A 13,381-nucleotide genomic window follows, 5' to 3' on the forward strand; every position below is an offset into this window, starting at 1 on the left:
CCATGGCTAACCAACTCTCCCCGGGCGCTCGTTTCCGCAAGGCCCTGAAAGAAAACCAACCACTGCAGATCGTTGGTACCATCAACGCCTACACCGCCATGATGGCGGAGCGGGTAGGGCACCAGGCCATCTATTTGTCGGGTGGTGGCGTCGCCAACGCCTCCTATGGCTTGCCGGATCTGGGCATGACCACCATGAACGACGTTGTGGAAGACGTGCGCCGCATCACTGCCGCCACAGAAGTGCCGCTGCTGGTTGATATCGACACCGGCTGGGGTGGCGCGTTCAACATCGGCCGCACCATTCGCGAAATGGAACGTGCCGGTGCTGCGGCTGTGCATATTGAAGACCAGGTGGCCCAGAAGCGCTGTGGTCACCGTCCGAACAAAGAGATTGTGTCCAAAGAAGAGATGGTCGACCGCATCAAGGCTGCTGCCGATGCCCGCCAGGACAAAGACTTCTTCATCATGGCCCGCACCGACGCCTTCCAGAAAGAAGGCCTGGAAGCCGCCATCGACCGTGCCAAAGCCTGCATCGAAGCTGGTGCCGACGGCATCTTCGCCGAAGCCGTTCACGAACTGAGCGACTACAAAGCTTTCGCCAAAGCCATCGACGCCCCGATCCTGGCCAACATCACCGAATTCGGCGCCACCCCGCTGTACAACCGCTCCGAACTGGCCGAAGCCGGCGCCGCGATGGTTCTGTACCCCCTGAGCGCCTTCCGCGCCATGAACAAAGCCGCCCTGGCCGTGTACCAGAACATCCTGGAAAAAGGCGACCAGAAAGACGTAGTAGACCTGATGCAAACCCGAATGGAACTGTACGATTTCCTCAACTACCACGACTTCGAACAGAAGCTGGACCAGCTGTTTGCTCAGAAGAAGTAAAGGGTCTGTCCCCGAATGGGGACTGACCCACCTTGGAACAGCAGACTCCGCAGTAAGGGGTCTGTCCCCGAACGGGGACTGACCCATCTTGGAACAGCGGACTCCGCAGTAAAGGGTCTGTCCCCGAACGGGGACTGACCCATCTTGGAACAGCGGACTCCGCAGTAAAGGGTCTGTCCCCGAACGGGGACTGACCCATCTTGGAACAGCGGACTCAAAAGTAAGCGGGGCTGAGCCAGCCCCGACCAGAATCAAAGCCCCAGCGCAATGGGCTATAGCCCCTGCATCAACGGGCAAAAGTGGGTCAGACCCCATGCGGGGTCAGACCCTGGGGACAGACCCTTAACAGAAAAATCAGAAACAACGGGAGACCAACATGGCTGAAGCAAAGAAACTGAGTGGCGCAGGCCTGCGAGGCCAGGTAGCTGGCGAAACCGCCCTGTGTACCGTCGGTAAAACCGGCACCGGGCTGACCTACCGCGGTTACGACGTAACCGATCTCGCCGCCAATGCCCAATTTGAAGAAGTGGCCCACCTGCTGCTGCGCGGCAAACTGCCTAACCAGGCCGAGTTGGATGCCTACAAAGCCAAGCTCAAGAGCCTGCGCAACCTGCCAGACGCCCTGAAACTGGTGCTCGAGCAGATTCCCAAAAACGCTCACCCCATGGACGTAATGCGCACCGGCTGCTCCATGCTGGGTAACCTGGAAACCGAAAACGATTTCAGCGAACAGGACGACAAGATCGACCGCATGCTGGCCACTTTCCCGGCCATCATCACCTACTGGTACCGCTTCGCCCACGAAGGTGTCCGCATCGACACCGCCAACAGTGAATGCGATTCCATCGGCGGCCTGTTCCTGGAACTGCTGCACGGCAAGAAGCCCAGCGAGCTGCACGAGCGGGTGATGAACGTCTCCCTGATCCTGTATGCGGAGCACGAGTTCAATGCCTCTACCTTCACCGCCCGCGTCTGCGCCTCCACGCTGTCTGATATCCACAGTTGCGTAACCGGCGCCATCGGCTCCCTGCGCGGCCCGCTGCATGGCGGTGCCAATGAGGCGGCCATGGAATTGATTCAGCGCTTCCAGACGCCGGAAGAAGCCGAAGCCGGCCTGATGGGCATGCTGGAACGCAAAGAGAAAATCATGGGCTTTGGACACGCCATCTACAAAGAGTCTGATCCGCGCAACGCCATCATCAAGCAGTGGTCGGAGAAGCTGGCCAAGGAAGTGGGCGACACCGTGCTGTACCCGGTTTCTGTGCGTTGTGAAGAAGTCATGTGGCGCGAGAAGAAACTGTTCTGCAACGCCGATTTCTTCCATGCATCTGCTTATCACTTCATGGGCATCCCCACCGAACTGTTCACGCCCATCTTTGTGATGTCGCGGGTATCCGGCTGGACCGCCCACGTGAAAGAACAACGCGCCAACAACCGCATCATCCGCCCGAGCGCGGACTACACTGGTCCTGAGCATCAGGATTGGTTGCCGATTGAAGAGCGGAGCTGATTATTATGAACACCGAATTCAGAAAACCCCTTCCAGGCACCGACCTGGAATATTACGACACCCGCCAGGCGGTGGAGGCTATCCAGCCCGGTTCCTACGCCAAGCTGCCGTACACCTCCAAGATCCTGGCTGAGCAGCTGGTTCGCCGCTGCGACAAGGAATCCCTCACCGATTCCCTGAAGCAGCTGATTGAACGCCGCCGCGACCTGGACTTCCCCTGGTACCCGGCGCGGGTTGTGTGCCACGACATCCTGGGCCAGACCGCCCTGGTAGACCTGGCTGGCCTGCGTGACGCCATCGCCGAGAAGGGCGGTGATCCCTCCAAGGTAAACCCGGTGGTACAAACCCAGCTGATTGTGGATCACTCCCTGGCCGTTGAAGCGCCGGGCTTTGATCCGGACGCGTTTGAAAAGAACCGCGCCATCGAAGATCGCCGCAATGAGGACCGTTTCCACTTCATCAACTGGACCCGCACCGCGTTCAAGAACGTAGACGTGATTCCAGCCGGTAACGGCATCATGCACCAGATCAACCTGGAGAAAATGTCTCCGGTGATTCAGAACCGCCCGGACGAAGACGGTCATCCGATTGCCTTCCCGGACACCTGCGTGGGCACCGACAGCCACACCCCACACATTGATGCCCTGGGCGTTATCGCCGTGGGCGTGGGTGGCCTGGAAGCGGAAACCGTGATGCTGGGTCGTCCGTCCATGATGCGCCTGCCGGACATCGTGGGTGTAAAGCTGACTGGCAAGCGCCAGCCGGGTATCACTGCCACCGATATCGTGCTGGCCATTACCGAATTCCTGCGTAAGGAGCGCGTGGTTGGCGCCTATCTGGAATTCTTCGGGGAAGGTGCGTCCAGCCTCACCATCGGTGACCGTGCCACCATTTCCAACATGACTCCGGAATACGGCGCCACCGCCGCGATGTTTTACATCGATGAGCAGACCACCGATTACCTCAAGCTCACCGGCCGTGAGCCGGAGCAGGTGGATCTGGTGGAGAAATACGCCAGGGAAACCGGCCTGTGGGCCAGCGAAATGACTGAAGCCCAGTACGAGCGTGTGCTGGAGTTTGATCTGTCTACCGTGGTGCGTAACGTGGCTGGCCCTTCCAACCCGCATCGTCGTGTAGCCACTTCTGATCTGCACGACCGCGGTATTGCCGTGAATCTGGACAAAGCGCTTGAAGAAGAGAAGAAGGGCCTGATGCCCGATGGCGCAGTGATCATCGCAGCCATTACCTCCTGCACCAACACCTCCAACCCGCGCAACGTTGTGGCGGCCGGCCTTCTGGCCAAGAAAGCCAACGAGCTGGGGCTGGTGCGTAAGCCGTGGGTGAAATCTTCCTTCGCGCCGGGCTCCAAGGTTGCCCGCCTGTACCTGGAAGAAGCCGGTCTGCTGCCGGAACTGGAAAAGCTGGGCTTCGGTATCGTGGCCTATGCCTGCACTACCTGTAACGGCATGTCTGGCGCGCTGGACCCGAAAATTCAGCAGGAAATCATCGATCGGGACCTGTACTCCACTGCCGTGCTGTCTGGTAACCGTAACTTTGACGGCCGGATTCACCCATACGCCAAACAGGCGTTCCTGGCGTCTCCGCCCCTGGTTGTGGCCTACGCCATTGCCGGTACCGTGCGTTTTGATATCGAGCGTGACGCCCTCGGTTACAGCAAGGATGGCAAGCCGGTCACCCTGAAAGACCTGTGGCCGTCTGATGAAGAAATCGACCGCATTGTGGGCGAATTTGTTAAGCCGGAGCAGTTCAAGCAGGTGTACATCCCGATGTTCAACCTGGATGCTGCCGAGCAGGCCAAGAGCCCGTTGTACGAATGGCGCCCTCAGTCCACCTACATCCGCCGCCCGCCTTACTGGGAAGGCACCATGGCCGCTGAGCGGGAACTCAAGGGCATGCGCCCGCTGGCTATCCTGCCGGATAACATCACCACCGACCACCTGTCGCCGTCCAACGCCATCATGATGGACTCGGCAGCCGGTGAATACCTGCACAAAATGGGGCTGCCGGAGGAAGACTTTAACTCCTACGCCACCCACCGGGGCGATCACCTGACCGCCCAGCGTGCGACACTGGCCAACCCGAAACTGTTCAACGAAATGGTTCGGGACGAGAACGGCGAAGTAGTGCAGGGCTCCCTGGCCCGTGTTGAGCCGGAAGGCAAGACCATGCGCATGTGGGAAGCCATCGAAACCTACATGGAGCGCAAGCAGCCGCTGATCATCGTGGCCGGCGCCGACTATGGCCAGGGTTCTTCCCGCGACTGGGCGGCGAAGGGCGTTGCTCTGGCGGGCGTAGAAGCGATTGTGGCCGAAGGCTTCGAACGCATTCACCGCACCAACCTGATTGGCATGGGCGTAATGCCCCTGCAGTTCCAGGAAGGCACCACCCGCCATACCCTGCAGCTGGATGGCACCGAAACCTACGATGTGGAAGGCAAGGCTGCACCGGGTGCCAAACTGGAGCTCGTGGTTCACCGCAAGACCGGCGAAGTGGACCGTGTTCCGGTGATCTGCCGTTTGGATACTGCGGAAGAGGTGACTGTGTATACCGCTGGCGGCGTACTGCAGCGCTTCGCGCAGGACTTCCTGGCTTCTGAGGGGGCGGCATGAGCTTCCCCCAACAAATAAAAGTCCCCGCCACCTACATGCGTGGCGGCACCAGCAAGGGCGTGTTCTTCCGCCTGCAAGACTTGCCGGAACCCTGCAAGGTGCCCGGCGAGGCACGGGACAAGTTGCTGCTGCGGGTCATCGGCAGTCCCGATCCCTATGAAAAGCAGATCGACGGCCTGGGCAACGCCACTTCCAGCACCAGTAAGACGGTGATCCTGGCTGCGCCCACCCAGCCGGACCACGATGTGGACTACCTGTTCGGTCAGGTGTCCATCGACAAACCCTTCGTGGACTGGAGCGGCAACTGCGGCAACCTGACAGCTGCGGTTGGCGCCTTCGCCATCAACGGCGGTTTTGTCGCCAAAGACCGCATTCCAGACAACGGTGTCTGTACCGTGCGTATCTGGCAGGCCAACATCCAGAAAACCATCGTGGCCCATGTACCCATCACCAACGGTGAAGTGCAGGAAACCGGCGATTTCGAACTGGATGGTGTGACCTTCCCGGCCGCGGAAGTGAAAATCGAGTTCATGGACCCGGCCGATGGCGAAGGTGCCATGTTCCCCACCGGCAACCTGGTGGATGACCTGGACGTACCGGGCGTCGGCACCCTGAAAGCCACCATGATCAACGCCGGTATACCGACCATCTTCGTGAACGCGGAAGACATCGGCTACAAAGGCACCGAACTGCAGAACGACATCAACAGCGACCCCAAAGCACTGGCGATGTTTGAGACCATTCGTGCCCATGGCGCGGTAAAAATGGGGCTGATCAAGGACGTCGCCGAAGCCGCCAACCGCCAACACACGCCAAAAGTGGCGTTTGTAGCCAAGCCAGTGGATTACGTCTCGTCCAGTGGCAAGCAGATCAACGCTGCAGACATTGATGTTCTGGTACGGGCTTTGTCTATGGGCAAACTGCACCACGCCATGATGGGCACCGCAGCCGTGGCCATCGCCACCGCGTCCGCCATTCCGGGAACCCTGGTAAACCTGGCGGCCGGCGGCGGAGACCGCACCGAAGTCACCTTTGGTCACCCTTCCGGAACCCTGGGCGTGGGTGCTGAAGCCAAGGAAGTAAACGGCCAGTGGACCGCCACCAAAGCCATCATGAGCCGCAGCGCGCGGATAATCATGGAAGGCTGGGTGAGGGTGCCCGGCGACTGTTTCTGATTCGTTACAGTCAGATCTGTGAGGTGTTGAAGGATTTTACACATTCCGGATACACCTCCGGTTTTTCCCTTCTTAAGTTCAGCTATCTCCCTGATATTTAAAGCCTGACGTGAAACTGGACAGTTTATTGCTGCACGGACCGCTTGGCCGGCAGTTATAAGCGCCGACCAACAACGCGGATTTTTTATCTAAAGGGAGATTAGACAGTGAATCGTGTTCCTGAATCATTCAAAAAGCCGGCACTGCTGGCTGGTTGCGCGGCCCTGACACTTGCTTTCTCAGCAGCGTCTATGGCTGCACCTATCACCATGGAAGGTGATTATGTACGGACCGCCATCAGTGACAACGGCACCCTGGGCTATGGCGGCAGTGTGTCACCAGGCCTGTTGCATGATCCCAGCGGCACCCAGAACTGGGGAGCGGAAGACTACCTGACTCCGGGCAGCCCGTGGGAGATGTTCGGGGTTAAGGCGGATCAGTTCGGTACTGTGGCCAATAACAATGCAGGTTGGCCCACCAGCATCGCCACCACCAACCTGTCAGACCTCAGCGCTGGCTCAGCCTTCGACAACCACGTGCTGTGGAGCGGCACCTATGGCGGGGTGTTCAATATCAGCCATGAATACGTCTTCAATGATAACTACGAGCGGATTGATGTACTGACGTCCATTGAAGCCCTGACGGACCTGACTAACCTCAAGTTCCTGCGAGCTATTGATCCGGACCCCGATGTAAACACCTACGGCAGTTACGACACCATCAACACCCGAGGCGGCGCAGGCATTGCCGAGGAAGATTTCGTGAATTCCCAGGGCGCTCAGACGGGACTGACGCTTGGGCTCTTCACCAACTCTAGCGTTGAGCACAACACCGGTATTACCTCCTCCTGGAGTGAAAATCCGGATGTCTACCTGGGTGGCCAGAACGATGGCAACGGCGATAACGTGATTGGTTTGGCCTTCAACATTGGCAGTCTGTTCCAGGGCGACCTGATCAAGCTGACCTATTCCTACGTGATGGGCGAAACCCTCGACAACGTCGACATTCCTGACGAGCCTGTGGCGAGTGTTCCTGAGCCGGGGACGTTGGGCCTGCTGGGTCTGGGCCTGGCTGGCTTGCTGGGCGTTCGTCGCCGTAACAAGTAAACCCTTGGGTCAAGCGCATGATCGGGATCTCATCTGTGAGATTCCGATCTTTGTTTTTAAAGGACTCATTGAAGTTTCAGGAGATTGAAGTACAATTCTGTTACGGTTTGTTACGGTGTGTAGCAAAGGATGCTGGCAGTACAGTGCAGTGTGAACCGCTCAAGGAGTCGACGTGGCCCACGTCAGGTTGTTCAAACACTATATTCACTTACCTTTTGTTATCCTCGGCCTGATAGATCTGGTCGTGATGGGCTTTGCCTTTGGTTTGGCGGTGTTCTTCCGCTTTTTTGGTGAAGTCGGTTTCTTCCTTGAACATCTGTATTTTGTCCTGCCCTCCATCATTACGTTTGCCCTGTTTAACCTGCTGGTTATGATTGCCTTGGGTGTGCATCAGTCCCGGGTGGAAGAGGGTATGTCCGGCATGATGCTAAGAACCATCATGGCGATGATTCTGGCTATCCCGGTTCACGGTTTCGCTTACTTCATCGCGGATGACTGGCTTTGGTATCTAGGCAGTTTCGGCCTGCTCACCTCCGCCACAGTTCTGGCCATTTTCTCGCTGGGCATAGTGCGCGTGCTGTTTTTTGCCCTGGTTGGCAAAGAGGCTTTCAAGCGCCGGGTATTGGTTCTTGGCGCAGGGCACCGGGCCAGGCAACTGCTGGAAGATCTCACCACCCCATTCAACCGCAAGGGGTTCACGCTTGATGGCTTTGTCCCACTCCCGGACGAACCCATCGAAGTGGGTGATCAGCACCTGATCAACCTGCCTACATCATTACACGACTACGTATTGCGCCATCCCGTTCGGGAGATCGTGGTAGCTGTAGATGACCGCCGGCGCGGTTTGCCGATGGAAGACCTTCTGGAATGCAAAATGGAAGGTGTCAGTATTATTGACGGTGCCAATTTCTATGAGCGGGAATCGCGGAAAGTGGCCCTGGAAATGATCAGTCACGGTTGGCTGGTCTTTTCGGATGGTTTCTCAGTGTCGTCCGTTTACGGTGCGGGCAAGCGAACGCTCGATATTCTCGCGGCAGGCACACTGCTGCTGGCGACGTTTCCCATCATGATCCTCACCGCACTTGCCATCAAACTGGAAGACGGCTTCAAAGCGCCGGTGATCTATAGCCAGGAGCGGGTAGGGCTGAATAACAAAGTCTTCAAAGTTCATAAGTTCCGCTCAATGATCACCGATGCCGAAAAAAACGGAGCCGTCTGGGCAAAAAAGAACGATACCCGGGTAACTCGGGTTGGCGAGTTTATCCGGAAAGTCAGAATTGATGAGTTGCCACAGATCTTTAACGTTCTTAACGGCACCATGGCGTTTGTAGGTCCAAGGCCGGAACGCCCGGTATTCGTGGCGCAGTTATCAGAGAAGATCCCCTTTTACTCTGAACGCCACCGGGTAAAACCAGGCCTGACCGGCTGGGCGCAGCTATGCTTTGCCTACGCAGACAACGAAGAAGACACCCGGGAAAAGCTTCGTTACGACCTTTATTACATCAAGAATCAGAGTTTGCTTCTCGATCTGTTGGTTATAATTCAGACAGTAGAAGTGGTATTGTTCAAAAAAGGATCAAGGTAGTTTCGGGAGTATGCTGTTCCCGAAACATGGAATGCAGCACGGATCTCACAAGAGAGGGAATACGATGTCACGGAAGTATCTCACCCAAGGGCTGTTTGTGTCCTTCATGGCGGTAGCTTTGGCAACAGGTTGTGCCGGGCCGTCCGCATCTTCTCCTGACAAGATTCAGCGAGCACTCGCACTGGATACCCGCGACAGTGTTGACCAGTACATACTCGGCGCTACGGACGTTGTAAGGGTGTCTGTATGGCGCAATGAGGACCTGAGCATTTCGGTGCCGGTTCGACCAGACGGCAAGATCTCCGTACCGCTCGTTGGTGATGTTCAGGCCAGTGGCAGAACACCTGAGGAACTCGCCGGCTCAATCCGTGCCTCCCTCGCCGAATATATACGCGAACCGCAGGTAAGCGTGGTGGTGACCTCCATGGGCAGCCATGAGTTCACTGACCGGGTGCGCGTGACCGGTGCCGTTCGCCAGCCCGTGTCTATTCCCCATCGCAGTGGTATGACCGTGCTGGATATGTTTCTCAATGCTGGCGGCGCCAACGAGTTTGCGGCCCTCAACAAGTCCATGCTGTACCGCAAGGTGGGTAACGAGGTAGTCGCCATCCCTGTGAAGCTGGACGACATCCTGAGCAAGGGGCAGGTTGAAACCAATTACTCCATGCGCCCGGGCGACATCCTGACCATCCCGGAGCGCAGTTTCTGACAGACGTTGTCTGAACCCTTGGTCTCGAATCGAGTGTAGTTATGGCATTACCGTTATCGCAGTTACCGCAAGAGATTATTCGCGAAGTGCGCCAGCGCAAAGGCCTGGCGTTCCTGTTGTTTGTGGTTGTCAGTTTTGTGGTGTTGGGTGCCGGTTTTATATGGCCATACAAGTACCAGGCCGAGACCATCATCTTCGTGGATGACCGAAACATCATTGCGCCACTGATGGAAGGGCGCGCGGTGACAACCAAAATCAACGACCGAACCTCCGCGGCCAAAGAGCTTCTGATGAGCCGGACCCTGATTGAGCGTGTGGCCTCAGACCCGGAAATCTATCGCAACGATTCCATGGATCCGGATGCTTTGGAAGGGCGCATCGCCAAAATCCGAAGCGGGCTATCAGTGCGCCCCCGGGGCGACAGCTACTTCAGCATTGGCTTTTCCTCTACTTCCCAGATGGAAGCCTTCCGGGTTGCCCAGAAGCTGGGCCAGGTGTTCATCGAAGAGACGAAAGACCGAAAGCGGTCAGAAAGCCGTAACGCTTATGATTTCATCGACAAACAGGTGAAAAGCTACGAGCAGCAGCTGACCCAGGCCGAAAACCGGCTGAAGCAGTTTCTGTCTGAGAACACAGACGGCACGGAGCAGGAGGCAAACTCCAGAATGGCCCAGCTGCGTAACCAGCTGGAGCTGGCGGAGCTTGAAAAAGAAGAGCTGGGAACCCGCATTGCGTCGTTACAGGGGCAACTCAACAACATCCGGCCGACCATTCGCCAGGGCCGAACTGAAGATGCGTTCCGGGAGCGGATCCGGACACTGGAAGAGCGACTGGATGCCCTGAGGCTGCAATACCACGACACCTATCCGGATATTGTGATCACCCGTGAGCAGCTGGCCGAACTCAAGCGCCAAAGGGACCTCTCCGCAGCCCAGCAAGGCGCTACTGCCTCGCTTGATGGTGAAGAGGCGGTGAACCCGCTGTACCAAGAACTCAGCGCTGCGCTTTCCAAAACCCGCGCTGACATGGCGACCATTGATACCCGGATCAGCTCGTTACAGCGCCTGATGGAACAGCAAACTCAGCGGATGGAGCGGATTCAGGCAAACAAAGCCCAGTATTCAGAACTGACCCGCGATATGGAAGTAAACCGCGAAATCTATGACGACCTGCTAAAACGCAGGGAGAAAGCGCGGGTATCCATGCATCTCGACATCGAAGGGCAGGGCCTGAATTACCGTATAAATGAAGCAGCCCAGTTCCCCAGAACCCCTTCAGGCCCCCAGTTCTCCATGTTCGCCATGGCAGGGCTTTTCCTTGGATTGGCGGCGCCATTCGGTGCCGTTGCCGGATTGCTCCAGGTTGACCCTCGGATTCGTGCACGTAAGCAGCTCGAGGACGGCATCGGGTTACCGGTATTGATCGAAATACCGGAAGTGCGCACTCCCTTCGAGAAACGCCGGGACCGGCGGGTCACCATGATGGTCGGCATTCTTTTCGTGTTAACCGCAGCGGTGTATATCACCATCGTTGTGCTCGCCCAACTGGGAGTGATCTGATGCCAGAACAACGAAATGATCAGCCCGAGCTGGATCCAACAGAGCAACGCTCCGAACATTCCGATGCCCAAGATGCCCGGAGCGCCGAAGAACAGTCTTTCTGGTTGAAGCGCAAAGAGCGTCTCAAGCAGGAGCTCGGACACTTTGACGAAGACGATTCGAGAATGCTGGTACCCAGCTCCCTTGAGCTGGGGCCGGGGGCTGTCGACAAGTACGTTATCAGTAAACAGATCGTTCGGATGCAGGAGCCCAGACGGCTGACACCCGATGACTTGGACGAACGCCGTATTATCTATCCCGAATCCCGTAACAGGGCTCTGGTTAACCGATTTCGTGACCTGCGGACGAAGCTGCTGGAGCTTTCCGGCGGCAACAACTTCACCCTCGTGGTGAGCGGAGCCTGCTCAGGGGCCGGGTCTTCATTCGTAGCGCTTAACCTGGCCGCAGCCTTCGCCTTTGACCAGGCGAAAACCGCGCTGATTATCGACTGCAACCTCCGGGAACCATCCCTGCACACCACGCTTGATGTGTTGCCAGAAACGGGCCTGACCGACTTCCTGGATGACCCAGACTATGACATCGCCAGAATCCTTTACCCAACGGGTATCCCGAGGCTGAGACTGATCCCGGCTGGCAGCCGCCGTGAAACGCCGTCGGAATTCTTTACATCGTTCCGAATGAAGCAGTTCCTGCAAGCCGTTCGCCGCCGCTACCCAGATCGCTTCATTGTTTTGGATACTGCGCCCATTTCTGAATCACCTGACGCTAGGATTCTGACCGAATTGTGTGACTACGCCATGCTGGTGGTTCCTCACGGCAAGATCACAGCAACTACCGCTGAGCATGCTGCCACGGCTTTCAACCCGGATAAATTTGTGGGAGCGGTGATCAATGGATAGCAAGCAGGGCGCAGGGATGCCCCACAACAGAATACTGGCGATCGGGTTTTTGCTGGTATGTTCCGGTGCTGCAACCACCGCCCAAGGTAATTCAGAGGTCACCGGGGGCCTGGACACCCGTTTCACCGATAATGCCCGCAAAACCAGTAGCGGCGAAACCAGCGATATGGAAACCCGGGCCTACATCAGAGCTGGCTATCGCACTGACCCCGGGCGCTGTAATGCAGACTTTACCGGTACTCTGGGCTATTCCCTGTGGCACGACAACTCCTTTGATGACGAAGCCTTTGGTGAAATGGACTTCACCGGTGATTGTGAACTGGCGAACCGTTTTTACTGGGATGTCAGCAACAACCTGCGTGAAGTGAACCAAGACGCCACCCAGAGCAACACCCCGGACAACCGAACCCGGAAAAACGTTTTCAGCACCGGCCCTCGATACCTTTTGCGCCTGAACGATACCAACTGGCTGAACTTGTCGGCCCGATATGAAAACGTCGAATTTAGTGAACCGGAAGAATCAGACAGCGAACGCTACATCGGCTCCGTGGCGTGGAATCACATCGTCAGCCAGACCTTGACGGCAGGGATAAGTACCTCGTACAGCCGCACGGAGTACGACACCGACGCAGAAGTAGACGTGAAGAGCGCAAGAATCACCTTCACTAACGTATGGGCGACGACAAAGTTGTCCGGTGCCATCGGTGTCAGTGAGATTGAAACCCGCTTTGGCTCCACCACCCAAAGCAGCGACGGCCTGATCGGCGAGTTGGACCTCACACGCACCATTACCCCGAGCCTGGATTGGTACCTGCGCGGTGCCCGGGAGCTAACCGACCGCACCTCCAGCTTTGACATCCGATTTGGCGAGTTCGAATTCAACCTGCGTGACAGCATCTCGGTTGAAACCACAACTCTCTCTACCGGCATCAACCAGCGTTATTCAGACCGGTCATCGCTGACCGTTGATGTCTATGCCAGCCAGGCAGATTACCTGGAATCACCGGAACGTGAAGACAAGTCCGGGCTTAACGCCCGCTATTCAAGGCCTCTGACGGAACTGGCCAGCGGCTACGCGAGTATTGGCTACGACTACACCAAGTTCCAGAGCGACCAAGCGGATGACCGCACACTCAGGCTGGAAGCCGGTACCGAGTACCAGGCCACTCGGGACTTCAACCTGGTGGCGAAAGTCGGGCACCAAAGAAAAGTAAGTGATGTGCCTACCCGGGAGTACGACGAGAACTGGGTGTTGGTTGGGGTGGAGTACCGGTTTCGGTAG

10 protein-coding genes are annotated in these 13,381 nt (G+C 57.2%); all 10 read left to right on the forward strand.

Annotation, left to right across the window (positions count from 1 at the left end):
- Positions 1 to 2: 2 nt before the first annotated feature.
- A complete protein-coding gene (prpB, locus tag ACTZWX_RS01695; protein ID WP_444712467.1) occupies positions 3 to 887 on the forward strand; it encodes a methylisocitrate lyase in 885 nt (294 codons plus the stop codon).
- Positions 888 to 1,263: 376 nt separating this feature from the next.
- Positions 1,264 to 2,397 carry a bifunctional 2-methylcitrate synthase/citrate synthase gene (prpC, locus tag ACTZWX_RS01700; RefSeq protein WP_444712468.1) on the forward strand — a complete coding sequence of 378 codons (1,134 nt, stop codon included), beginning with the start codon at positions 1,264 to 1,266 and terminating at the stop codon, positions 2,395 to 2,397.
- 5 nt (positions 2,398 to 2,402) lie between these two features.
- Positions 2,403 to 5,027 (forward strand): Fe/S-dependent 2-methylisocitrate dehydratase AcnD, encoded by a 2,625-nt coding sequence (gene acnD / locus ACTZWX_RS01705; RefSeq protein WP_444712469.1) that lies wholly within the window; start codon positions 2,403 to 2,405, stop codon positions 5,025 to 5,027.
- Positions 5,024 to 6,202: a 2-methylaconitate cis-trans isomerase PrpF gene (gene prpF / locus ACTZWX_RS01710; protein ID WP_444712470.1), complete on the forward strand. Its 1,179-nt coding sequence runs from the start codon at positions 5,024 to 5,026 to the stop codon at positions 6,200 to 6,202. Before acnD ends, prpF begins: the two co-directional genes overlap by 4 nt.
- Positions 6,203 to 6,492: 290 nt before the next feature.
- A complete protein-coding gene (locus tag ACTZWX_RS01715; RefSeq protein WP_444712471.1) occupies positions 6,493 to 7,347 on the forward strand; it encodes a PEP-CTERM sorting domain-containing protein in 855 nt (284 codons plus the stop codon).
- 172 nt (positions 7,348 to 7,519) lie between these two features.
- Positions 7,520 to 8,932 carry a TIGR03013 family XrtA/PEP-CTERM system glycosyltransferase gene (locus ACTZWX_RS01720; protein WP_444712472.1) on the forward strand — a complete coding sequence of 471 codons (1,413 nt, stop codon included), beginning with the start codon at positions 7,520 to 7,522 and terminating at the stop codon, positions 8,930 to 8,932.
- Positions 8,933 to 8,996: 64 nt separating this feature from the next.
- Entirely contained in the window at positions 8,997 to 9,641 is a 645-nt protein-coding gene (locus ACTZWX_RS01725; protein ID WP_444712473.1) for an XrtA/PEP-CTERM system exopolysaccharide export protein, read from the forward strand.
- 41 nt (positions 9,642 to 9,682) lie between these two features.
- On the forward strand, positions 9,683 to 11,200 hold the full coding sequence (locus ACTZWX_RS01730) for an XrtA system polysaccharide chain length determinant (RefSeq protein ID WP_444712474.1): 1,518 nt from the start codon (positions 9,683 to 9,685) through the stop codon (positions 11,198 to 11,200).
- The gene (locus tag ACTZWX_RS01735; RefSeq protein ID WP_444712475.1) at positions 11,200 to 12,099 is read left to right on the forward strand and encodes a polysaccharide biosynthesis protein; all 900 of its coding nucleotides are present in this window, start codon (positions 11,200 to 11,202) and stop codon (positions 12,097 to 12,099) included. Before ACTZWX_RS01730 ends, ACTZWX_RS01735 begins: the two co-directional genes overlap by 1 nt.
- Positions 12,092 to 13,381: an outer membrane beta-barrel protein gene (locus tag ACTZWX_RS01740; RefSeq protein WP_444712476.1), complete on the forward strand. Its 1,290-nt coding sequence runs from the start codon at positions 12,092 to 12,094 to the stop codon at positions 13,379 to 13,381. Before ACTZWX_RS01735 ends, ACTZWX_RS01740 begins: the two co-directional genes overlap by 8 nt.

This window comes from Marinobacter sp. NSM (assembly GCF_052380025.1).
In the GTDB taxonomy this organism is placed as follows: Bacteria; Pseudomonadota; Gammaproteobacteria; order Pseudomonadales; family Oleiphilaceae; genus Marinobacter.